Origin of the sequence: Tolypothrix sp. PCC 7601 (assembly GCF_025677855.1) — a bacterium.
Lineage (GTDB): Bacteria > Cyanobacteriota > Cyanobacteriia > Cyanobacteriales > Nostocaceae > Aulosira > Aulosira diplosiphon.
In genome coordinates this window covers 5,460,581-5,483,430 of the sequence record NZ_CP064879.1, presented here as the reverse complement: position 1 = coordinate 5,483,430, position 22,850 = coordinate 5,460,581, and the positions used below count along the sequence as shown (strand labels likewise).

The 22,850-nt window shown below is 39.3% G+C and carries 20 protein-coding genes; 7 read left to right on the top strand and 13 right to left on the bottom strand.

The genetic code is table 11. The features are described from left to right. Positions 1-189 precede the first annotated feature (189 nt). From HG267_RS22555 to HG267_RS22540, 4 genes are all read right to left on the bottom strand, one after another. Complete coding sequence (locus HG267_RS22555; RefSeq protein ID WP_045868078.1) at positions 190-759, bottom strand: DUF11 domain-containing protein; 570 nt, start codon at positions 757-759, stop codon at positions 190-192. Between the two features lie 159 nt (positions 760-918). Then, positions 919-3,546 (bottom strand): beta strand repeat-containing protein, encoded by a 2,628-nt coding sequence (locus HG267_RS22550; protein WP_045868077.1) that lies wholly within the window; start codon positions 3,544-3,546, stop codon positions 919-921. Between the two features lie 1,591 nt (positions 3,547-5,137). Then, a complete protein-coding gene (locus HG267_RS22545) occupies positions 5,138-5,833 on the bottom strand; it encodes a potassium channel family protein (RefSeq protein ID WP_045868075.1) in 696 nt (231 codons plus the stop codon). 247 nt (positions 5,834-6,080) lie between these two features. After that, positions 6,081-7,415 carry a TrkH family potassium uptake protein gene (locus HG267_RS22540; RefSeq protein ID WP_045868074.1) on the bottom strand — a complete coding sequence of 445 codons (1,335 nt, stop codon included), beginning with the start codon at positions 7,413-7,415 and terminating at the stop codon, positions 6,081-6,083. 237 nt (positions 7,416-7,652) lie between these two features. Here HG267_RS22540 and HG267_RS22535 point away from each other — a divergent pair, with 237 nt between their 5' ends. The 7 genes from HG267_RS22535 to HG267_RS22505 all read left to right on the top strand — a co-directional run bounded on the left by HG267_RS22535 (position 7,653) and on the right by HG267_RS22505 (position 15,063). Further along, on the top strand, positions 7,653-8,495 hold the full coding sequence (locus HG267_RS22535) for a methyltransferase domain-containing protein (RefSeq protein ID WP_045868073.1): 843 nt from the start codon (positions 7,653-7,655) through the stop codon (positions 8,493-8,495). Between the two features lie 244 nt (positions 8,496-8,739). Beyond that, the gene (locus HG267_RS22530) at positions 8,740-9,672 is read left to right on the top strand and encodes a homogentisate phytyltransferase (protein WP_045868072.1); all 933 of its coding nucleotides are present in this window, start codon (positions 8,740-8,742) and stop codon (positions 9,670-9,672) included. A gap of 5 nt (positions 9,673-9,677) precedes the next feature. Next, positions 9,678-10,145 (top strand): tetratricopeptide repeat protein, encoded by a 468-nt coding sequence (locus HG267_RS22525; protein WP_045868071.1) that lies wholly within the window; start codon positions 9,678-9,680, stop codon positions 10,143-10,145. Between the two features lie 516 nt (positions 10,146-10,661). After that, positions 10,662-11,687: a tetratricopeptide repeat protein gene (locus HG267_RS22520; RefSeq protein ID WP_052335060.1), complete on the top strand. Its 1,026-nt coding sequence runs from the start codon at positions 10,662-10,664 to the stop codon at positions 11,685-11,687. A gap of 102 nt (positions 11,688-11,789) precedes the next feature. Next, complete coding sequence (gene cobA / locus HG267_RS22515; RefSeq protein ID WP_045868070.1) at positions 11,790-13,370, top strand: uroporphyrinogen-III C-methyltransferase; 1,581 nt, start codon at positions 11,790-11,792, stop codon at positions 13,368-13,370. Between the two features lie 121 nt (positions 13,371-13,491). Next, positions 13,492-14,088, top strand: coding sequence for a dephospho-CoA kinase (coaE, locus tag HG267_RS22510; RefSeq protein ID WP_045868069.1), 597 nt, complete (start codon positions 13,492-13,494; stop codon positions 14,086-14,088). A gap of 708 nt (positions 14,089-14,796) precedes the next feature. Beyond that, positions 14,797-15,063: a hypothetical protein gene (locus HG267_RS22505; protein WP_228045725.1), complete on the top strand. Its 267-nt coding sequence runs from the start codon at positions 14,797-14,799 to the stop codon at positions 15,061-15,063. An 86-nt stretch (positions 15,064-15,149) separates the two neighbouring features. On the opposite strand, the gene HG267_RS22500 is transcribed toward HG267_RS22505, so the two are convergent. The 9 genes from HG267_RS22500 to HG267_RS22460 all read right to left on the bottom strand — a co-directional run bounded on the left by HG267_RS22500 (position 15,150) and on the right by HG267_RS22460 (position 22,598). Further along, a complete protein-coding gene (locus HG267_RS22500) occupies positions 15,150-16,550 on the bottom strand; it encodes a hypothetical protein (protein ID WP_235623004.1) in 1,401 nt (466 codons plus the stop codon). Positions 16,551-16,898: 348 nt separating this feature from the next. After that, the gene (locus HG267_RS22495; RefSeq protein WP_045868066.1) at positions 16,899-18,293 is read right to left on the bottom strand and encodes a TldD/PmbA family protein; all 1,395 of its coding nucleotides are present in this window, start codon (positions 18,291-18,293) and stop codon (positions 16,899-16,901) included. A 147-nt stretch (positions 18,294-18,440) separates the two neighbouring features. After that, entirely contained in the window at positions 18,441-18,686 is a 246-nt protein-coding gene (locus tag HG267_RS22490) for a DUF1902 domain-containing protein (protein ID WP_045868065.1), read from the bottom strand. 269 nt (positions 18,687-18,955) lie between these two features. Next, a complete protein-coding gene (locus tag HG267_RS22485) occupies positions 18,956-19,378 on the bottom strand; it encodes a DNA polymerase (RefSeq protein ID WP_045868064.1) in 423 nt (140 codons plus the stop codon). Further along, a complete protein-coding gene (locus HG267_RS22480; protein ID WP_081583887.1) occupies positions 19,327-19,551 on the bottom strand; it encodes a hypothetical protein in 225 nt (74 codons plus the stop codon). Before HG267_RS22480 ends, HG267_RS22485 begins: the two co-directional genes overlap by 52 nt. Continuing rightward, entirely contained in the window at positions 19,551-19,811 is a 261-nt protein-coding gene (locus HG267_RS22475) for a MoaD/ThiS family protein (protein WP_045868063.1), read from the bottom strand. The genes HG267_RS22480 and HG267_RS22475 overlap by 1 nt, the downstream gene beginning before the upstream one ends. 554 nt (positions 19,812-20,365) lie before the next feature. Continuing rightward, positions 20,366-21,001 (bottom strand): J domain-containing protein, encoded by a 636-nt coding sequence (locus HG267_RS22470; RefSeq protein ID WP_045868062.1) that lies wholly within the window; start codon positions 20,999-21,001, stop codon positions 20,366-20,368. 239 nt (positions 21,002-21,240) lie between these two features. Then, positions 21,241-21,834, bottom strand: a complete 594-nt coding sequence (locus tag HG267_RS22465; RefSeq protein WP_045868061.1) for an ATP-dependent Clp protease proteolytic subunit — start codon at positions 21,832-21,834, stop codon at positions 21,241-21,243. Positions 21,835-21,935: 101 nt separating this feature from the next. Next, a complete protein-coding gene (locus HG267_RS22460) occupies positions 21,936-22,598 on the bottom strand; it encodes an ATP-dependent Clp protease proteolytic subunit (protein WP_045868060.1) in 663 nt (220 codons plus the stop codon). Between the last annotated feature and the right edge of the window lie 252 nt (positions 22,599-22,850).

The following is a 22,850-nucleotide window of genomic DNA, read 5'->3' as shown; positions in this document are numbered from 1 at the left end:
AACATTTCTCCTATGAAATACCAAGACTGTGAATTTAATTGAGGAATGGGGACTATGGGCTGGGGACTAGGGAATGGGAATTGGGGACTGGGGATGAGGGATGAGGGATGAGGGATGAGGAAGATGAGGAAGAAATAATTAATGACTTTTGACTTCCAAGGTAGCGGTACTAGTCCCTCATCCTTTTTGTCAACGTACTTGCACTTGATAAGATGCTTTGACTATTGACTTTGCACCTACGGATGGTAGTTTTAAACGGATATGAGTATAAGCAGTGGCTGGTGCAGCTTGAGTTTCTACTTTGCCATTGGGTAGAGTAACTTTAACAGTGGGATTTTCTACAAAGCTGCGTCCATCATCAATGCTGTAAGTAATTTTGGCTTCTTTATTAGCATCCACAGTTGCAGATTTCAGCACATAAACCATTCCTTTGGGAATGGGTTGATTGAGAGTGAGGTTCTTAATTGGATTAGCGTTTTTATTTTCGCTACTCAAGGTGTAGCGCAGTACATCTCCTGGTTGAACTACAGCTTGCCCTTTTAAAGGTTGCCATTTTTTGGTTTGTTTACCCTGCTGATCCTTTTCGATTACTTGCTTTTCTGCATCCAGGCGCAACTGCACTTGACCTTGATATTTGCTATTTTGTGCGATCGCACTTCCCGATTGCCAAATGCTTGCTACTCCTGGTATTTGGTTCACAAAGGGAATTGTCGCAATTAAAGCGATCGCTCCCATACCTGCAATAGAAACATGCTTCATGTCAATAAACCTCAGAATATTTTCAGATGTTGATAAGTGATTTATTTTTCCCTACTGGTGCTAGAAAATTGTTCTAGTGGTCTATGTCATTAATTTTTTAAGTCCGTAGTCATGACTACGGACTTGTTAACCCCTCTTCTCTAAAGGGGGTGAGGGGTTCTAGTTAACCCGACGTTGGAAGGTAAATGTTCTTTGCTCTTGCGGGATAACATTACCGTTAGCGGTGTCTACATACTTAGTAACATCTGTGGCTTGAGTACTTCCAGTTTGGTTACCAGATGGGAAAAATTGGATTGTTCCACTCGTAGAATCTGCAGCCTGTGGATTAGTTATGTTACTAGTATCAATGATACCGTTGCCATCATTGTCTACTGCCCAATTATTGGGAGATGCTGTACCATCTTCAGTAATTACGACATTGCCTGCATTCAAGACCACATTACCAGCACCAGCTTGGACATTGGAAATATTTGTGTATCGAATCTGATATTCAATAATATTTCCAGGTGCAGGATTTCTGGGTACATCAGTAACGGTGGGATTAGGATCGATATCTACGTTTGTGTTGGGATTTGTGTACTTCGGTGTACTTTCAAAGTCATCCTGACCTGTACCTACTGCTGGCCCGTTTCCTTGTAAGATTCGTGAAACTTTAACTAATTTGAGGAAGCCAGTATATACCCGGTCAATAGTAACGTTAGTGGATGTATTTGCACCAACAGTAATAGTGGCTTGAATTGGTACAGGGTAACCAAATTCTACATCATTTGCATAATCTGTCAAAGTATCAGTTGACAGCTTGGTACCGGTTGGTAAATTAACTTCTAAACCATAGCTAGTAGGTGTACCTGGTGCAACGTTGGAGATTGTAATCGCTGTACCACTAGTCAGGGCGAAACCAGAACCTTGAGTATAGGTATAAACAGCAGAATTACTACCAAAGGTAATAGTTGCTGTTGTACCACTAGGTAAGTCTAAAGGATTGGTTGGTGTGATCGGTGTAAGCGTGATGTTACCTGTTCCTGTACCAGTGTTCTGTAATGTGTTAGTGAAACCTACTGGTGACGGGTCAATTTTACTACCTGGTAATGTATTGGCAGGAATTAAAGAAGATTTGTTGGTAAAGTCAGTTGCAGTTGTACCATCTGGCCCGGTTGCGCCAGGTGCATTTAAAGGCCCATTCAGTACAGATGCAGCTGTAGCAGCTTGAATTTGGAAGGTATTAACTTCACCGCCAGGGCCAGCACCAGTGTTGTCATTACTTGCGTCAACACCTTGTGTAGTCGGGTCAGCAACACCATTAGTAACGGTATTATTCACTGCTGTTGGGCTATCAGGTAGACCATCATTATTGAGATCTGTACCAGCAGGAGGTGTCATACCACCTACAGGCCCATCGTAGTTACTGGGATTTTGGTCACCAGATTCATCATAAACAGGTAAACCACCATTAGGCGTTTGACCAAATACTTGCGCGATGTTGTTGATAGATAAAGTTGCTGGTGTACCAACAACACCTAATTTAATTGAGAAGCCTGTCAAAGTTGTATTTACAGGAATATTATCAGCAGCGACTAAAGTCTCTTTGACAAAACCCACACGTGTTACAGATGCTAAAGTATCAGCACCTTGTAAAGTACCGCCTGCTTGGAAGGTTTTCCATAGTACTGAAGTACCATCGTTAGCTTTAGTTGAACCAATAGCTGTAGTGCTGTAAACTGCTGTCCAACCTGCAGGCGCTGTTGGCGCTGCTTTTAAGACTGTACCTGTAGGAATATCATCAGAAATTAAGATGTAATTTTTGCTGGTATTGCCATCTACACTAATACCTGTAGTACCTGCTAACGGATTTGGAGTAATACCTAAACCGGTAACATCATTGCCTTCTACCCTGACACTCAAATTGTAGGTAACACTATCATCTGAGAGATCGGCAGGTGTTGGTGTTCCAGGGGTTGCATCATTATCTACGTAAGCACCACGAGTTTTCAATAATGTTGCTAAGGCTAGATTCTTCTGAACAGCACCAACTTGAATTTCTTGGATGTCGCTAGCTTCACGAGTACCATTGACTGGTGCGCCATTGATTTCAGGAGCGCCAGTACCATCTGGGTTATCTACGGTGTAAACGTCACCACCGTTAATATTAGGTCCTATGCGTTCTACGTTCTGAGCATTACCAGGTGTGTTACCTAAGGTAACTGTAATCAGGTCACCTGTATTTGCACCAGCTTGGACGGTAACTGGTACACGTACTAATACAGTACCGTTAACTGGAACTGAAGGTGTGACGACTTCAGCAGCATTGAAGTTGAGCCAGGTTGTACCACCATCAGTACTGTATTGCAATTCGCCACTAGTGGTACTACCAGGTAGTGTGCCGGAAACTGTACCAGGCCCAGTTGTGGTTGCTAAGTTAGGAATCCGGAATCTGGTGGGGTCGTTACCTACGTTCTTGACTTCGTATGTGTAGATAATTAAATCACCGACCTTAACAGGATCAGCAGGAGTCTGATCTTCTGGTACGCCCTTAGGTGCTAAGGTAATACCTGCAACTTCTGCAACTGTCACAGTTACAGTGTTAGAGGTTGCATTAATAGTCGTCCCTGGATTGTTGGGATCTTCGTAAGTTGCGGTTGCTGTGTTGCTGATTGATTGACCAGCAGTTGTCCCTTCAGCTAATACAGGTGTAACAAACTGGAAAATGCCGTTAGCCAATAATACTGTTGCTACCAAAGAACGGTAGAACTTTGAAGGCTGTTTGATAAATCTCTTAGTTTTTGGCATGATAGAGGTGTATATATTCAATCGAAATCTGTCCTGCTAAAACAAGCAGGATTTTTTTTAGCCATTCATCTGGCAATTGCCAAGTTAAATTAGCCTAAAACTTTACAGTCTTAGGAAGCTCATTTGCTCAGTTCAATGAATAATTGAACTCAAAAACTTTTCCAGTAGAGGTTTAAAGACATCTTTTCTAACTTTAGCAGTATTAATTCTTGATAACCAAGACTTATTTGCATCAGAAAGACTTCTTCTTTGTTCGTGCTGTTTAACTCATTGGGTAAATAAAAATCTAGCTTGTTTTATTGAAAAAAAACTTCCGTATAAATAAGGAATTATTACTTTTAATCTGTAAAATTCTTGATAGATTCTTATTTTTATTTATTCAAAGAAAAATAAGATATTTAAATTAATTTATTGACGTGTATAAGCGTATATAAAATCTAATTATTGGCAATTTAATGATGCATACACTGTTAGTTTATATATCTGTAATGCCAATAAATGGGTGGTTATTCAGCAATTGTAACAATAATGTGAAAAACATCTAAATATTTTAAATTTATCTGATCTTTATGGTATAAATCAAAATTTTATCTACAAAAACATTAGCTTCTATCATTTAGTTTAAGAACGAAAAAGTAAGTTTTATGGCATTAACAACTGACTATTAAGCTTGAAAGTAGGGATTTTGAGAAATAAATTAGGTAAAGTAAAGATTAATTCAGCTAAATAGCTCTAATTCGGGTTTATTTCTCATTAAATCTGTATTCAATACTAAAAAATTCATATCTAATACATATTTGTGTAACCGATTTAAGGAATTAGCGTGTATAGGTTTACAGGTTATTTTGCTATCTATTAACTTAGACCTGAAAAATGAGGAAAATCTGAGGCTGATGGAAATCAGCTATAGGAACGGCTTTGATTGCTGAAATTACTCATGTAGAAAGGGAACAGGTGGAGCAATGACTGGTAAGCAGATGGTTTCCAGTCCACTTGCTACAACGAGAGCAACCCCAATCGACTGTTTGCTCAATTTGGGGAAACCACTTGGCGCTAGTGCATCAGGGTGTAAATAAAGCAAATATACTCATAGGGTACTCTTTCGGAGAACTCACAAAGTATCCAAAAGTGAATAGTATACCTTTTGCAAAAGTGATTTTTACAAAAGGTAGACAAAGGAAAAAGGGAATGTACAAAATCTTTCCCCTTCTCCTTTTCCCGACTTCTGCAAGAAGGAATATAAGGTATATTGTTTTTTTAACTTGTGCAATTTTCGGAGAATTTTCTAGATTACATTCTAGCCTGTGGTTTCTGCGTAATGTTAAGCATTAGATTCTCTACAACAATTTCAATCAAGCTCTTTAACTAGAGATAACATATTGTAGAGCAATCAGCATTCGTAAGAATTGCTTACCTGGTACATTACTAATTGACCAGTTAGTAATGTTTTAAATTACTATTTGGCGATGAAGTTTGTAATAGAAAATAAGTTAAATTCTTATGTGTAAATAATTTGATCATTGCTTTTCAATACATTAATGTTTGAAAGTGACGATTAAAGTTCAGCGTGCTGAAATATTTGATAGTTTACTCAAATTGGCAAGCGATTGATATCTTTGTTGTGACCAATTACTACCATCGCAGAACCGCGCTCTAAACGTTTGGTGGGTTCTGGATTAATGATAAATTTACCATCCTGACTGACTGCAATTAAATTTAAGCCGTAGCGGTTACGTAATTGTAACTCTGTGATGGTTTTGGCATGAAATTCGTCGGGTACAATCAATTCGACAATACTGTTATCTGGATCGAGGTCAAAACGTTCTAGAATTGATGGTTTAGTAAGTGTACGTGCAAGGGCGCAACCTGCTTCGTATTCTGGGAATACTACATGATCTGCTCCCACTCGTTTTAACAGCTTTTGGTGAACTTCGCTAGAGGCTTTGGCTACTACATGAGGTACGCCCCCTTCTTTGACATTTAAGGTAGTGATGATACTTTCTTGAATATAATTACCGATGGCTACGATGACAGTATCAAATTCAAAAATGCCGGCTTCTTTAAGTGCTGCTGGTTCTGTAGAATCTAGCTGTAATGCATGACCAACGATACGTTCTGTGAGTGCTTCAGATACTCGCTTTTCATCAATATCTGTTGCCAATACTTCATAACCTAATCTATGCAATGTAGAGGATACAGAGCGACCAAAGCGACCTAAACCAATGACTGCAAATTGGTGATTGTCTTTACGTAAACTGCGAAAAAAATTTAAGGCTGAAAGATTCACAATTACTATCCTTTATTAGTACACCCTTTGTTAATGGCGAAAAATCTATACGGGCTGAAGTAAGTCAGTATATTTTGAAGTTGTTTTATGAGGAAAAACAAGATGCCTACTTAATAATGTTTTTGTTCCTCAAAGATAAATTTAATTTGTCACAGATTTAAACATTGATTTTTAATTGGTAGTGTAAATTGTAGCAGGTTGTGCAGTAGCAACTGGAGTTGACTTTTTGCCTATCTATTAACTTCAACTATCCCACTAATAGATTTTCTTCAGGGTAGTGAATTCTGGTAGGACGTGGGTCTCCAAGGATAGCAGACATGAGGAGCAATACACCAACTCTTCCAATATACATTGTGGCAATTAAGACTAGTTTGGCGGCGGTGGAAACAGTTGCAGTAATCCCTGTGGAAAGCCCGACTGTTGCAAACGCAGATACTACTTCAAACAAAATTTGAATGAAATCTAACTTGGGATCTGTGAGGGAAATTAAAACGGTCGATAAAATTACAGTAGCTACAGATCCAACTAACACACCAACAGCTTTAAGAATTAAAGATATTGCTACCTTACGTTCATATAATAAAACTTCTTCTTTGCCTTGGAGAATTGATTGCGTGCAACTGGTGAGAACTCTTAAAGTTGTAGTTTTGATACCGCCACCTGTACCACCAGGGCTAGCACCAATAAACATCAGTGCAATTGTGATAAATAAACCAGCAGTGGTCATCTTGCCGATATCGATGGTGTTAAAGCCAGCAGTTCTTGGCGTTACTGATTGAAACCAAGCTGACAACAATTTGTCAGGTAAATTCATACCTCCAAAGGTTTGGGGATTTCTGGCTTCAATAGCTAAAAATGCAATAGTCCCAATAAACAAAAGTATGCAAGTTGTGCTGGTAGCAACTTTAAAATCTAGTGAGAAAATTTGTTTTTGTGTTTTTTGTTGTAGGCGATCGCGTAACCAAAAGTACATTTCCAAAATTACCTGGTAACCAATCCCACCAAAGATAATTAAGCCGGAAACGGTGAATACTACTAGAGCCGATGTCTGATAGCCAATTAAGTTATCTTTAAATAGGCTAAAACCTGCATTATTCCAAGAGTTAATGCTATGAAAAATTGCTAACCATAGCCCTTGATCCAAACCATAAGTGGGGACAAATGCTGGTATTAGTAAGAAGACACCAGTGAGTTCAAAAATTAAGGTAGTGGCAATAATAGAGCGAATGACTTGGTTACTACCACTCATCCCTGGTCGATCTAAAGCTTGTTGAATTGCAATTTTGTCTCTTAAGTCAAACTTGCGCCCAATCAGCAAAATTAGAAAGGTGGTGGTTGTCATGTAGCCCAAACCACCAATCTGAACCAATAGCAAAATAAAGAATTGGCCCCAAAAGGAAAAATAAGTCCCAGGATCAACTACCGATAAACCAGTTACACAAACTGCGGATGTGGAGGTGAACAGCGCCACAATTGGATCGTTCCAATTACCACTAGCAGTGGAAAAAGGCATCATCAGTAGGAGAGTACCTACAGTAATGACCGCCAAAAATCCTAAGCAAATTGTTCGGGCAACAGTCATAAATAATTTAAAATTCCAAATCAAAAAATTCTCAATTACTGAGAATGCTGGGGGCTGACTGTAATCAATTCCAATATTTTACAGCCGTTCACAGTCCAATTAATTATTTATACCCAGAGGTATAAATAGGCTTTTCCCTCTTCGGAACCAAAAATACCCTTCTTTAATTAAAAACACACATGGTAGCCTACGAGTAGGTTTATTTCAGTTCTGCTTTGTCATAACACTGCTTTCTTCATGAGCACAACACTGTACCAACAAATTCAGCAGTTTTACGATGCATCTTCTGGTCTTTGGGAAGAGATTTGGGGCGAACATATGCATCACGGCTATTACGGGCCAGACGGTACTGAGAAAAAAGACCGTCGTCAGGCGCAAATTGATTTAATTGAGGAATTACTCCATTGGGCAGAAGTAGAAACAGCAGAGAATATTTTGGATGTAGGCTGTGGTATTGGTGGGAGTTCGCTATACCTGGCAGAAAAGTTTCATGCTAAGGCGACAGGAATAACTCTCAGTCCAGTACAGGCGAATAGGGCTACAGAACGTGCCCAAAAGTTGAATTTGAGCGATAGAAGTCAATTTTTGGTCGCAGATGCTCAAGAAATGCCTTTTGCTGACAATAGCTTTGACTTGGTTTGGTCTTTGGAAAGTGGCGAACATATGCCCAATAAAATCAAGTTTCTACAAGAGTGCTACCGAGTGCTGAAACCTGGTGGAAAGTTGATTATGGTGACTTGGTGTCATCGCCCAATTGATAATGCACCACTGACCGATGATGAACGCAAGCACTTACATGATATTTACAGAGTGTATTGTTTACCCTACGTAATTTCACTGCCAGAGTATGCTGCGATCGCTAATCAAATTTCCTTAAAAAATGTTCGCACGGCTGATTGGTCAAAAGCTGTAGCCCCGTTTTGGGATTTTGTGATTGATTCAGCATTTACACCTAAAGCAATTTGGGGTTTATTAACTGCGGGTTGGACTACGATTGTCGGGGCGCTATCTCTAGGTTTGATGAGTCGAGGCTATCAGAGTGGTTTGATTCGGTTTGGGTTATTGTGCGGGGATAAGTGAGGGAATGGGGAATGGGGGATTGGGGAACTCGGGGCCCCCTCTGGGGATAAGGGGTAATGGGGACTGGGGATTGGGGAACTCGGGGCCCCCTTTGGGGATAAGGGGTAATGGGGATTGGGAGATGAGGTAGATGAGGGGGATGAGGGGGATTAGGGAGATTAGGGAGATTGATTTCCGCGTTGCGGTACTAGTTCTTTGTTCACCCAAGATTCTATATTGAAGATTTGGCATCGAAAAATTATTTATGAATCAGTATTCTGGGCAAAAGCCTTTTGGTGTTTGGGGTCGTTGGCTTGATGCTTTTTGGCAATTTTCTCGTCCACACACAATTATTGGTACGAGTTTGAGTGTGTTGGCTTTGTATTTAATTGCTGTGGCTGTGGGAAATAGCAATTATGCTTTTTCTGCTGTTTTAGCAACTTGGTTTGCTTGTTTGTGCGGCAATGTTTATATTGTGGGGCTGAATCAACTAGAAGATATTGAGATTGATAAGATTAATAAGCCGCATTTACCACTAGCATCAGGGGATTTTTCTAAAAAACAGGGACAGATAATTGTGGCGATTACTGGTGTTTTGGCGCTAGTCATTGCTGCATTATCTGGGCCATTTCTATTTGGTATGGTGGCTATTAGTTTGGCGATTGGTACTGCTTATTCTTTACCACCAATTCGCTTGAAGCGGTTTCCGTTTTGGGCAGCTTTCTGTATTTTTTCGGTGCGGGGAACGATTGTTAATTTAGGGCTATTTTTGCACTTTAGTTGGTTAGCACAAAAGAATACATCTATTCCCGCTACAGTCTGGGTGCTAACAGTATTTATTTTGGTGTTTACATTTGCGATCGCAATTTTTAAAGATGTGCCCGATATGGAAGGCGATCGCTTGTACAATATCAGAACTTTGACTATTCACTTAGGGCCGCAAGCTGTGTTTAATCTGGCGCTAGGGGTACTCACTATCTGTTATGTGGGGATGATTTTAGTGGGTGTGTTGCGTTTAGCCTCGGTTAACATCCTGTTTTTGGTAATTACCCACCTAGTAGTGCTGTGTGTTCTGTGGGTGCGGAGTTTGGGAGTAGACTTGCAAGAAAAAAGTGCGATCGCTCAATTCTACCAATTTATCTGGAAGCTGTTTTTCATCGAATATTTGATTTTTCCGATCGCCTGTCTTTTGGCTTAAAAAAAATGCTCAATAATTTTCATACCATTGATATTTTTGCCGTTGTTTTAGTAGCTTCTAGCATTGCTCTACTAATTTATTTTGCTGTCAAAACTTTGATTACCTCGAATTTATTTCAAAAAGGTGTCAATCTTTATCAGCAGCAAGACTATCAAGGCGCAGAAGCTGCTTTTCGCCAGGTAATTGCTCGTAATACCACTAATGATATGGTGCGCTTGCTGTTAGGAGATACTTTAAATCAGCAAGGTAAAATTGCAGAATCAAAAGAATGGTTTGAAGACGTGATTCTTCGCAGTCCGAAAAATCCCCAAGCTTACTTGCGTCTAGCAAATGTGTTAATGCAGCAAGAACAGCGAGAAGCAGCTAAGGCTAATTTGCAAATAGCACAAGATTTATTGCGGAAACAACGTCAACCAGAAAAGGCTGAGAAAGTTGCCCAGGTTTTAGAAAAAATGAATGCTAAATCTAAGTAGTAATTACTAATTTGTAATACCCTTCGGGAAGCGCAAAGCGCTACGTAATTCGTAATGCTTGCGTGGCGTGAGAAGTAAGCTAAGTAATTTTTCGGTTTAATTTACAGCGTATTTCAGGTAAATGAAGTACATCGTTAGGGGCACAAAATTTTGTGCCCCTATTATTATCTATTTATAGGGGGTATAACCCATCAGACTAATCTATTTTTCATACATACAATATATATACGTGCAGCAATTTTTCTTAGGGTAGGAAATCGTACCAGTTTAATAATATTTGGTATACATCAATTATCTTTATAGGCGCACATTTGTACGCTGATAATCATGTATTCATCAAATTATTTTTTCAATTGATTAAGATGCTAAAAACATCTAATTAAAAATATAAAAATCAATATTTAGTTAAAAATATACAAAATATACAAAATTAAATTTATATAAAGTTTTTACGGTAAAAATTGTTTGTGAGATACACAGGATAAGCTGAACTAGAATGTAGGTAAAGTAGTAAAAATGTTAAATATCAGAACTCTGCTGCCTGCGGTAATTATAGGCTTATGTTTGACTCAGACGACTGCTGTATTAGCAACGGATTTGGATAGGAGTTTAGCAAAATGGCAGAACTCATATCAAACAAAAGCAATTAAGAATAAAGCCGCGATCGCTAGCTTAGAAAAGGCAATTAGTCTCTATATTCAAGGAGATTTACAAGGCGCAGAAACCGCTTTTCGGAAAGTGATTGAATTAGAACCCAACTATGCTAAAGCTTATATTGGGTTAGGAAATGTTCTCGACGATCGCGGTAAAAGTAAAGAAGCGATCGCTAGTTATAAAACAGCTATTAGTATTGATGCTAACGATGCTGAAGCTTATTTAAATCTGGGTTTGACTTTGACAAAGCTTGAGCGTTTAGATGAAGCGATCGCAGAATATCAACAAGCGATTCGGCTTGCGCCTGATGATGCTGAGGCTCATTATCGGCTAGGCAATGCTCTATATAATCAAGGAAAATTGGCAGCAGCATCAGCCCATTATCAAGAAACTATTCGCTTGGAACCGAAAAACCCAGCAGGTTATGCAGCTTTAGGAAATGCTTTGTACGATCAAGGTAAAACGCAAGAAGCGATCGCCCAATATCAACAAGCGCTTAAAATCGATCCGCAATATGCAGCAGCGCACTATTATTTAGGGAGTGCTTTCCAAGATCAAGGTAAGCTGGAAGAGGCTGTGGTGGAATATACAGCAGCTATAAACCTCAAGCCGCAAAATTCTTTTGGGTATAGCCTTTTGGGAAATGCGCTGTCTGATCAAGGCAAAATTCCAGAAGCGATCGCTCAGTACAAAAAGGCGCTAAGTCTAGATCCGAACTCTGCATTCGCTTATTATAATTTGGGTGTGTCTCTCAGCAGACAAGACCAACGAGATGAAGCGGTTGCCAATCTGCAAAAAGCTAGAGAGTTATTTCAATCTGAGCATAATCAGGAGATGGTTGAGCGTATTGAGCAATTGCTGCAAAAGATTAACTCACAAATTAATTGATTTCAATTTTGCACATCAGATTTTTGGTACTAATTCGTTGATTTAGCTGCAAAATCTGTAAGAGTAATTTAAAGGAAATCATATCAGTAAAAAATCTCAGCCATGATTGATGCAATGGGTAAAGTTTACCTTGTCGGTGCTGGGCCAGGAGATGTGGCATACCTCACGGTAAAAGCTTACAATCTTTTGCAGCAAGCTCAGGTGTTGGTATACGATGCCCTGGTAGATGAGCAATTATTGCAGCTTGTACCGCCTGATTGTTTAAAGGTAGATGTCGGTAAACGTGGCGGTAAACCCAGCACCAACCAAGCTGAGATTAACAAGTTATTAGTTAGCTATTGTCAGCAAGGAAAACGAGTTATTAGACTAAAGTCAGGCGATCCGTTTATTTTTGGGCGCTGTACGGCGGAAATTGAAGCTTTGAAAGCTGCTGGCTGTGCATTTGCAGTAGTACCAGGAATTTCTTCGGCTTTAGCTGCACCTTTACTTACAGCTATTCCTCTGACAGATCCAGTTTTAAGCCGTTGCTTTGCCGTTTTGACAGCCCATGAACCAGAGGCTTTAGATTGGGAAGCACTGTCACGGCTGGAAACCTTAGTGATATTGATGGGTGGACAGCATCTTGCAGAGATTGTACATCGCCTGATTAAGCAAGGGCGATCGCGTCTGACACCAATTGCAATTATTCGTTGGGCTGGTACTCCCAACCAACAAATTTGGGTAGCCCAACTGGGTAATATTCTCGAACAGACGGCTGGCTTATCTCTTTCGCCTGTGGTGATAGTAATTGGTGAGGTGGTGGGGCTACGCAATTACTTACAACCTGAGACAATATCTTCAGAGAATTTAACTTTAGCCCAAACTTTTAGCCCTTCTACTATGTCAGGCAACTCTCAGCTCCCTCTTTGTGGTAAAACAATTTTAGTCACCCGTGCAGTTGGACAGTCAAGCCAATTTTGCGATCGCCTCACAGCTGTAGGTGCTACTGTAATTGAAATGCCTACTTTAGAAATTGGCCCCCCTTCGAGTTGGGAAGCTTTGGATAGTGCGATCGCTAATTTACCTCAATTCGACTGGTTAATTCTCACCTCTACCAATGGAGTAGACTACTTTTTTGATAGATTAACCGCACAGGGCAAAGATGCACGTACTTTAGCCAATACTAAAATTGCTGTCGTTGGCGAAAAGACTGCCCAAAGTCTCAAACAACGAGGTTTACAACCCGATTTTATTCCCCCTAATTTTGTTGCAGATTCTTTAGTAGAAAACTTCCCAGAGAATCTAGCGGGGAAAAAGGTGTTATTTCCTAGAGTGGAAAGCGGCGGTAGAGAAGTTTTAGTGAAGGAATTAACTGCTAAGAATGCAGAAGTCATAGAAGTTGCAGCATATCAGTCTTGCTGTCCTAGTACTATTCCCCAAGCTGCCGAATTAGCTCTGCAAAATCACTCAGTAGATATAATTACTTTTGCCAGTTCTAAAACTGTACAGTTTTTCTGCCAACTAATTAGTAGTAGATTTACCAATCACTTGGATATCTTAGCAGAAGTCTGTATTGCTTCCATTGGCCCCCAAACCTCCAAAACTTGTCATTCTTTAATTGGACGCGTAGATGTAGAAGCCGAAGAATATACTTTAGATGGCTTAACTCAAGCTTTAATTAATTGGGCGAAAAATAGGGATTAGGGATTGGGGACTAGGTAATCGGTAATTGGTAATTGGTAATGGGAAGATATAGAATACCAATCCTAAACACCAAACACCAAACCACACGATAAAGCGACAAGACAACACGAATAAATGACAAATGAACAAACGGATTATTGGACTAACTGGAGGTATTGCTACAGGTAAAAGTACTGTCGCTAATTACTTAGCTAGTGCTTACAATCTACCGATATTAGATGCAGATATTTATGCTAGAGATGCGGTGTCTGTAGGTTCACCGATTCTGAGTGCGATCGCTCAACGTTATGGCTCAGAGATTTTACTACCAGATGGTAACTTAAACCGCCAAAAGTTAGGCGAAATTATTTTTCATCTTTCAGAGGAACGCCATTGGGTAGAGAGTTTGATTCATCCGTATGTAGGCGATCGCTTCCTCCAAGAAATTGCGGAATCCTCGGCACCAACAATAGTATTAGTCATACCTCTGTTGTTTGAAGCGAACATGACTAATTTAGTGACAGAAATTTGGGTAGTGTATTGTTCCGAATCACAGCAGATGCAAAGATTAATACAAAGAAATCACTTAAACAAGGAACAGGCACAAGCTAGAATACTTAGCCAAATGCCCATTAAAGAAAAAATGGCTACAGCAGATTATGTATTAAATAACTCATTTTCCGTAGAATCATTACTTAAGCACGTAGACGAGGCACTGAAAGCAAATAGCTCCAAATAGAAGATTTTTGTTGCTTAAAATACATGCGATCGCTAGTGGCAAAATATTCGATACTGGTAGATTAATTAATAGACCAATATTCCACATAAAAAACTTCAATATCAATCAAATCTACACAATATCTTCGTAATTTTACAGTAGACGGCGAGATTACTCTTAATGTAGACTATTTATTAAGAGCGCATTCTATATTGAGGGTAGATAATTAGCTAGTTACAGATTGGATACTTCTGGTTTCTATGAACTATGGAGCTTTAGTATCACAAATAGTGTAAATTGTAACAAGTTAAAATATATGCCCTAATTTACTTTTGAGAAAAATAATTCTAAATAATAGTATAGAATTATTTTTACCTGGTTAAAAAAATGCTAATTGTTTTTTAGTTTACATTTTTATAGGGTGCAGATAAAACTTGGGTTAGATATTCCTTAGCTGAATTAAAGGTTAAGGTTTATCCAAAAAAATAAGCAAGACTAACTAAACTATATGGGGTAATTGCTGCCCTTATAGGATATTGTTTTGTTTGTAATTCAATAAATTTCAAGGTTATTCCCTAATTAGATTTCATACACAATCTTCTCTCGGCTTAGTGTTCTAAAACCTTGTTACGACCCTCGTTATCAAAGTAACCTTGCGGAGAACTCACTATGTCTCTTATTAAAACAGGTCTTAATTTCAGCTTCAGTTTAGTAAGTGGGTTCTTACCAATGCTTGTTATATTAAATGAATCAAAACAAAAGCATAAAATACATGATTATAGCCAATTAGTCCGTGGTAGAGACTATGTCTTTGATCAATTACACGGAGGCTTAGGTGGTTACATGACTGGTACAGGAAAAGGTATTAAACCCAGCGATTACATTCTGGTACAGTCTGGCTGTCAACCTTATCAATATCAAGTTGAAGAAATTGATTATTACTCAAATCCATCTGATATGTGGATAGCTTTAGTGAAGCAAGTCAAATTGGACTGAAATTTGAGTAAACTCAGAATTTTTTATAAAAGCAGTAGATAGCCGAATTATTTCATAATTCGGCTATCTTATTAGTTATGCATCATTTATTCAAGATTTACGAGAAAGTGTGCAATTAAGGTATTCCTTTCATAGGAAAGTAAATAAAGATGCAATAAATTGGGGTTATCTTTATCCAGATGCATAATTGAACCATCAACCCCTAATTGATGATGATTAATCCATCTATTTTGAGAATCTACCAAAAAGCTAAAGAAGGGACTTTCATCTGGATGATTATTTTGTAAATCTTCGTAGCTTTGGAAAAATGGAGGTAAGCTGATACCCAATGGCATAGATAAGCCTTTGGTATAATCCGATATTGCCAACTTTGGCAAATCTTTGAAGTTCACACCGCCAATCAACAATCTATTTTTTTCACCTGTCTTCGTATCGCTAAATAGTAACTCGATTTCTTGTAAAGTTGATTGGCTATTAATTGGCTTAATATTCCGCAATGTTGCTTTTTCAAATTTACCGATTCTCCAGTACTGGGTATTCCAAGGTTGTTCTGGCTGATAAAATCCTGGGGTACGAAAAGTTGCAAATTGAATTTCTTGCTGATTGCTATAAAAATCTCTCCAAGTGGTGAGGTTTTTTGTCAGCGTGGTGCGTACTTTTCTGCTCTGTTCTCCCGATGATATTATCTTTTCATCCAGAGGGAAATTAGTTAAAGCTAACTTTTCATTAATTACATTTCTGAGTAGATTATTCTTAATAATTGCACCGCTTGGTTCTTGCCAATGTTCTAATCTCCACCAATAATCCCAATAAGAAATTTTATTGGCATTTTCAAATATATTTTTATAATGCCCTATGGGAAAATCAAACCAACCTTGATAGTAAAGAGTTTTATTGCTATCTTCTTTAGTGAAAAGGGCAATTTCCCAAAAACCAGCATTTAAGCAATTGTTAGTTAAGGCAATTTCAGTGAGATTTTGTTGTTCAAAACCATCACCACCGATGATTTCGATATTTTCTGAATTAGCAGGAAAAGTTACCTGTTGTCGGTTCCATTCACGCTCAATCAAAGTAATTAATGCTAAATCTTTATCTTTTTTGAGCCATTCTGGGGTCTTGGGTACTAAGAGTTTTAGGTCAATATTTTTAATGACTATTTTTGCTGTGGTTTTGTTGTTTGGTTCTAGTACAAAATCGAAGTGAGTATCATCTCTCTTGATAATAGTTAACTTGCGGTTAGAATATCTTTGATAGTTTTTGCTCAATAATGCTGGATTTCCTGGATACTCAGCGTTAGATAATTCTTGGAGTTTGGCTACCATTTTATTGGCAACTTTATATCTGTTGTAAAACCAGAAACTACCCAAACTGATGCCAGCCAACAATAAAATTAAGCTAGTAAATACTCTTTTTTTTGTAACTCTTAAACTTAATCTGCTCAGTAGGGGAATACTGGCATTGCTTTGCGTCTTGGAAGCGTTATCCACAATTAAATACCTCTCACGCTAAATGCTGTTTAACAACAGAACAAAAGCGTTTTGATTGTAGAATTCCCCTCTGTTAGTTGATGCCAATCAAAACTCAACAGGATTTACGCAAAGCATGACCAATGTCAAAAAATTTCCATGAATACTATGTCATGAAAATTATGCAAACCGTTCTGAATAGTGAGAACAGCTAAAAATAAAATGTGTTTACCCTATGCTTAAAAGCATAGCTTAGAGCTTGCTAATTGGTGCAGGTAAATATGCCTTTAATTCGTAATTTTTAATTCGTAATTCGTAATTAAAATTCTATGTTTCAAACTGAATTATTAATTACAAATTATGAATTTTTTAAGCTTCGCCTCCAACTACTACATCTCGAATTCGTAGACTTGGGCCACCACAACCTACAGGTAAACCATTTTGTCCACCTTTACCACAACCTCCAGATTCATCCCAGTAAAAGTCATCACCAATGGCTTCAATATCAGCTAAAGTTTGGAAAACATTTCCTGAAAGTGTGACATCACGCACAGGTTCAGCAATTTTGCCATTTCTAATCATCCATGCTTCACCAGCACTAAAGGTAAACATTTCACCATTTGTCATGCCACCTAGCCAATTACGGGCATATACTCCTTCTTTAATATGGCTAAATAAGTCTACAACTGGTGTTGTACCCCGTTCAATCCATGTGTTTGTCATCCGCACAATGGGCATAAAATGATAGTTGAGACAACGTGCATTGCCTGTAGGTGGTTCCTCTAATTTGCCTGCGGTTTCACGAGAATGTAATCTTCCTACCAAAAATCCATCTTTAATGAGTTGGGTGGTGGTGGCTGGTGTACCTTCATCATCGTAAAAATAACTACCACGATGTCCTGGAGGCGCAGCACCATCAAAAATTTGTAGTTCTTCTGGGCCAAATCGCCGTCCGATTGTCATGACTTCCAATAAATCGGGGTTTTCGTAAGCCATGTCTGCTTCCGAAAGATGCCCGAAAGCTTCATGAACAAACAAACCAGTTAATATGGGGTCAATAACCACAGTATAAGTATTGCCCTTAACTGACTGTAGAGATAAAGCTGCGATCGCTCTTTCGGCTGCATTTTTAACTTGTGCGTCTAAATGAGTTAAGTCTTCATAGCCTTTGCGAGAACCAGTAGTTTCTCTTCCTGTTTGTACAGTTTCGCCGTTTCTTGCAGTGGCGGCGAAGCGCATTTCCATATCCACCCAAGATTGCTCAATAAATGTTCCCTCTGAGGTAGCCAGGATGATTTTTTGGGAACTATCACCGTAGCGTACCGAAGTAGTACTAATCCGGGGATCAACGCTTTTGAGTAACTCAGAATAGCGATCGCACAATTCTTTTTTCTGAATCAGAGAAATTTTGCGCGGGTCTGTCCCGGTTAAGGGTAGACTGCATATTGCTTGTATCGGTTCAATGGGGGCTAGTATGGTTTCTTCATCTCCCACCATGCGTGCAGCTGCGATCGCTTCTTCAATCCGTGCTGTAATTGTCGAAAGCTGATTAAAGCAGCTTAGACCCCACCCACCTTTATAACAAGCGCGAATATGTCCACCAATGGAGATACCCTCGCTTAGTGTTTCTACTTTATCACCACGCAATAAGATGTCTGTACCTTCTGCTTCTTCCAGGCGGATCATCAAATAATCTACTTGAGATGAGTAGCGGGCGATTAGGTCAGAAAGCAAATTTTGTGCATCAGCAAGTTTAGTCGGCATTTCCAGGTAGTAAGCATGACGAACTGCATTTATTTTCTAATTATTCGCGCAATTTCTGCTAGTGAGTTCCAAAATTAGTAGTGGTACAAAATTACAGTCTTGGATGCACAAGATAAGTACTAACGCAGGAGTAAATGACACACTCATCTATGAAGCTACCTCTATCAACTCTTGGCGATGACTGGTTAATTCAAAGGTGATAGAACCTACATAGTTTTGATGAACAATTTTGTTGAGAATGATCAGTTCTGGAATTATCTCTCGTAACTTTTGCGTCAGAACTTCAATCGTAGAAGCTTCTGTCACTAATCCAGGCACATCATCACTAGTTGCAACCCAGACTTGTGCATCTGAGTCCCAAAATGCTTCTACCTTAAATGTGACTTGAGTCATCATTGAGTGTTTACAACTTAGTTTCAGTTTAGAACACATGTAGCTTAAAAGATAAAGTGACCGTTTTTAAAGCAATAAGTGGCCGCAGAACAGAACCTATGACAGAAGCGTATTTGAGAGAATTGAGTGTGATCGCTTGTAAAGTATGGCGAAATTAGGGTGACGCAAAAATAAGCATTGCAGGTTTTTAAGGCGGCCACTTTATCCTTTAATTTCGGCCACTTTATCCCTTAAGTGACAACACAGCTAGCTGTCTGAGCTAACTAGTCTCAAACATATTTCTGGGCGACTTTCCAGTAGCGTGAGAAGCGCTTCAGGTCAATATAGCCGTCGTAATCAAAAAATGGTTCTACCTCTAGCACTTCTATCGCTAAAGACGATTTCACCAACTTGCAGATATCAGTAAAGCGGGGACTGGGACTGGTGACTGTCACAACTAAATTGGCATTATGCTCTTGGGCGAAGGTTAAAATTTCTTGAGCAACATTGCCACGGCGAATTTCTACAGGTAACTCTAGCAAGCATTCGTAGATAAAGGTGAGGCGTTTTAGGCTGAGTTGCCATTCTTCTATTAAATCGTCGTCCCAAACCCAAATAGCTGGCACATCAGGGTATTTTTGCAATGCAGGATTGTAGGGACTCAGACAGTCTCCATGCACCCAAACAATTGGTTTGTTTTGATTATTTGGCATTTGGTATTTGTCAAGATATCAAACGTTGACTGTTGACTGTTGACTGTTGACTGTTGACTGTTGACTGTTGACTGTTGACTGTTGACTGTTGACTGTTGACTGTTGACTGTTGACTGTTGACTGTTGACTGTTGACTGTTGACTGTTGACTGTTGACTGTTGACTGTTGACCACTAACCGCCGCTAACTGGGGGAATTAATACCACTTCATCACCATTTTGAAGAGGGGTATCTGGTTCCACAAATATAAGATTAATCCCATACCGGGTGATGTCTCGAAATTGTTTTAGTTCTGGACGATCGCTAATCAAGCGATCGCATACTGCTTTCACTGGTGTACCGTTGGGAAATTCTAATACTAGTTCTGATGTCCCATACGCTTCTTGATAAGCAGCAAATAACTTGACGGTTATACTGATTGAAGAATTTGACATAAATAAAACTTATTATTCCCTGACTATCATATTCAGGGATTATTTACCCAAAGTAACTTTTACCTATTAGGGTGATTGTGTTGGAGTTTACTGTAATTTAAAAACAAAAAATTTGCCTAAAAATATAATACTACAGACTTATGTAAAAATTTCAAATAATGAATGAATAACTGCCAATAAAAGCTGATAAACGCCGATAGTATGCAGATAATCCAGATGAGTATCTAAATAAAACTACCTTAATATAGAGAATTATAGATTGACTCAGATAAGTGTGTTAATACAATTTATATAAAATCTGAAAAAATCAGATTTTATAGTTATAAATATCACTCTAATAATTGCAAAAAGTATGATGCGTTAAGCATTTTGCCTAACGCATCACTAATAATATAGGACTCATATTTGATTTTTGAAAAAACCTAAGTACACTTTTATTTCTTCTTCCCTGTTCCCTGTTCCCTCCCTACGCAAATAATTTCAGGAATCAAAGCGGATTCCTATATAAAGATAGTAGATAATTGATTTTTTTTGCTATTGCCTACCCTAATATCTTAAAAAATCTGATCTAAGCGCTGGAAATCGCGTTGCACCTCATTCCACAAAGCTTTATTGTTGGGGTCAGTTTTTAAAGCTTTTTTCAGATAAATTCTGGCCTTTAACACTTGGTGTTGATCAATTAGCACTCTTCCCCAAAGTTGATAAGCTATCGCTTGCCACTGGCGAACTTCTGCATCATCTGGTAAACGATCTGCTAAAGCCTCTGCGAGTGCGATCGCTTGAGGAAATCTTTTTTCTTTTAAAAAGCGCTGCAACTGCTCATAAGTCTTCCATTTTAGCCGTTGTTCTATGGCAGTCACGCTGGGCGGCTTTGGTGTAGTCGGTGGCTTTGGCGTTTTTACCGAAGTAGCAGTGGCTTTCTCTTGCGGCTGAGAAGCTGTCTTTGTTGCCTCAGCCTTAGATACTGGCTGTTGACTCGACTTTTCGCCAAAAGTGTCTTCTGGTATTACTACCGTCAACAGGAATTTGTAAGCCTCGGTTAAGGCAATAAACTTTTCTTTAGCTTGGTTGTCATCTGGGTTGATATCAGGATGATATTGCTGCGCCAATCGTCTATAAGACGTTTTGATGTCGGCAAAAGAGGCTCCTGTTCTTAAACCCAATAAACGGTAGCAATCTCCAAGATCCATCTTGAGCTATGAGCTAGCGAATATTCAGCTTAAAGCAAAAAGCTTTAAGTTGAGTTTTTAATAATAAAAAGTAATTTTCTAAGTGTAAGTTCAGTTTTAACAATTTGTCTTGGGTATGGGGCATGGGGCATGGGGCATGGGGCATGGGGCATAGGGGATTGGGGATTGGGTAATTAGTAATAGTAATTTCTCCTTATCCCCCTCATCTCCCTCATCCCCCTGCCCCCTGCCCCTACCTCTTACGGACGTTCTTCAATCACGCGGTCAATTAAACCGTATTCTTTCGCTTCGGCGGCAGACATAAAAAAGTCACGATCCATGTCTTTTTCAATTTTGGCTAGAGTCTGACCTGTGTTGTTGGCATAAATCTGATTGAGCTGGTTACGAATCCGCAGAATCTCTCTAGCTTCAATTTCGATATCAGTTGCTTGTCCACGGGTACCACCAGAAGGTTGGTGAATCATAATCCGTGAATGAGGCAATGCCATGCGTTTGCCCTTGGTTCCCGCTGCCAATAGGAAAGAACCCATAGAAGCGGCTAAACCGACGCAAATTGTTACCACATCAGATTTGATGTGTTGCATGGTATCATATATCGCCAAGCCTGAGGTGACCATACCACCAGGGGAATTGATGTACAAATAAATATCTTTACCTGGATCTTCGGAATCCAGGTATAGCATAACGGCAATAATTTGGTTGGCTATTTCGTCATCAATGTCACGCCCCAAGAAAATAATTCTTTCCCGGTACAGGCGATCGTAGATACTAATCCAATCAGTAAACTGACCGCCGGGCATCCGGTAAGGAACTTTAGGAACACCTATAGGCATTTTCGCTACTCCGTTTGTAATTTAAGTATTTAGTCATTAGTCATTCGTCATTCGTCATGAGTTTTTAGACAAAGGACAAAGGACAAATAACAAATGACAAATTAAAGAATGCTTGCAGGTAGAGGTGGATTTGCCAGTTCTTCTTTTTCAAAGACTCGGTCAATCAAACCATATTCCTTGGCTTGATAAGGAGTCATGTAGAAGAGGCGATCCATATCTTTGGTAATTTTTTCTGGGGGTTGTCCGGTGGTGCGATGTATGATGTCAACCATCGAAGCCTTGTTTGCCAAAACTTCCTTCGCCCGAATTTGAATATCCGTTGCTTGTCCTTGGGCGTAGCTCTTGGGCTGATGCAGGATAATGGTGGCGTTGGGTAAACTAGCGCGGCAACCTTTTGTACCAGCACCAAGTAACATCGCTGCCATACCCATTGCGGAACCGATGCAAATAGTATGGATGGGTGGCTTGATGTATTTCATGGTGTCATAAATGGCAAAGGCTTCGGTTTCAAAGCCAATGGGATCGCCACTATAACCGGATGTACCGGTGGAGTTGATATAAATTTTAATCGGCTTGTCTGGGTCGTCAGACTGTAAATAAAGGAGTTGAGCGACGATCAATTCCGTGACAGCTGGCACCAGTGGCATCCCCAGATAGACAATTCGCTCCTTTAATAAGAGTGAGGGTAAATCTGGCGGCGGTGTCCGGTAAGAGTTATCGCCGTAATAGGGGGCTTGAACAGCCTTGATGGGGGAAATGTCCATAGCAACTGAGCGCCTGAAATTATGCCGTTAACTGTAATACATACTAGCGTGATGCTAGTTATCTTCAAGGTGTGGATTTCTGGCTAATGGCTCATGGGGGTGAGCATCTGCCAATCCTTAGCTTCTAAGATATTCTGAATATAAGCTACTGCGATTTTAAGTTGCATATTTTTTCGTTAAGGTTGTCAAAAATCAAAGCTCAAAAAATTTGAGACCTGTCTCTGTGACTTTTGACATTTCAAAACGTTACAG

Excerpts from the sequence above, each read along its gene's own strand:
- HG267_RS22555 (WP_045868078.1), bottom strand. The coding sequence starts at position 759 with ATGAAGCATGTTTCTATTGCAGGTATGGGAGCGATCGCTTTAATTGCG.
- HG267_RS22550 (WP_045868077.1), bottom strand. The coding sequence starts at position 3,546 with ATGCCAAAAACTAAGAGATTTATCAAACAGCCTTCAAAGTTCTACCGT.
- HG267_RS22540 (WP_045868074.1), bottom strand. The coding sequence starts at position 7,415 with ATGACTGTTGCCCGAACAATTTGCTTAGGATTTTTGGCGGTCATTACT.
- HG267_RS22535 (WP_045868073.1), top strand. The coding sequence starts at position 7,653 with ATGAGCACAACACTGTACCAACAAATTCAGCAGTTTTACGATGCATCT.
- HG267_RS22530 (WP_045868072.1), top strand. The coding sequence starts at position 8,740 with ATGAATCAGTATTCTGGGCAAAAGCCTTTTGGTGTTTGGGGTCGTTGG.
- HG267_RS22525 (WP_045868071.1), top strand. The coding sequence starts at position 9,678 with ATGCTCAATAATTTTCATACCATTGATATTTTTGCCGTTGTTTTAGTA.
- HG267_RS22520 (WP_052335060.1), top strand. The coding sequence starts at position 10,662 with ATGTTAAATATCAGAACTCTGCTGCCTGCGGTAATTATAGGCTTATGT.
- cobA (WP_045868070.1), top strand. The coding sequence starts at position 11,790 with ATGATTGATGCAATGGGTAAAGTTTACCTTGTCGGTGCTGGGCCAGGA.
- coaE (WP_045868069.1), top strand. The coding sequence starts at position 13,492 with ATGAACAAACGGATTATTGGACTAACTGGAGGTATTGCTACAGGTAAA.
- HG267_RS22505 (WP_228045725.1), top strand. The coding sequence starts at position 14,797 with ATGCTTGTTATATTAAATGAATCAAAACAAAAGCATAAAATACATGAT.
- HG267_RS22495 (WP_045868066.1), bottom strand. The coding sequence starts at position 18,293 with ATGCCGACTAAACTTGCTGATGCACAAAATTTGCTTTCTGACCTAATC.
- HG267_RS22490 (WP_045868065.1), bottom strand. The coding sequence starts at position 18,686 with ATGACTCAAGTCACATTTAAGGTAGAAGCATTTTGGGACTCAGATGCA.
- HG267_RS22485 (WP_045868064.1), bottom strand. The coding sequence starts at position 19,378 with ATGCCAAATAATCAAAACAAACCAATTGTTTGGGTGCATGGAGACTGT.
- HG267_RS22475 (WP_045868063.1), bottom strand. The coding sequence starts at position 19,811 with ATGTCAAATTCTTCAATCAGTATAACCGTCAAGTTATTTGCTGCTTAT.
- HG267_RS22470 (WP_045868062.1), bottom strand. The coding sequence starts at position 21,001 with ATGGATCTTGGAGATTGCTACCGTTTATTGGGTTTAAGAACAGGAGCC.
- HG267_RS22465 (WP_045868061.1), bottom strand. The coding sequence starts at position 21,834 with ATGCCTATAGGTGTTCCTAAAGTTCCTTACCGGATGCCCGGCGGTCAG.
- HG267_RS22460 (WP_045868060.1), bottom strand. The coding sequence starts at position 22,598 with ATGGACATTTCCCCCATCAAGGCTGTTCAAGCCCCCTATTACGGCGAT.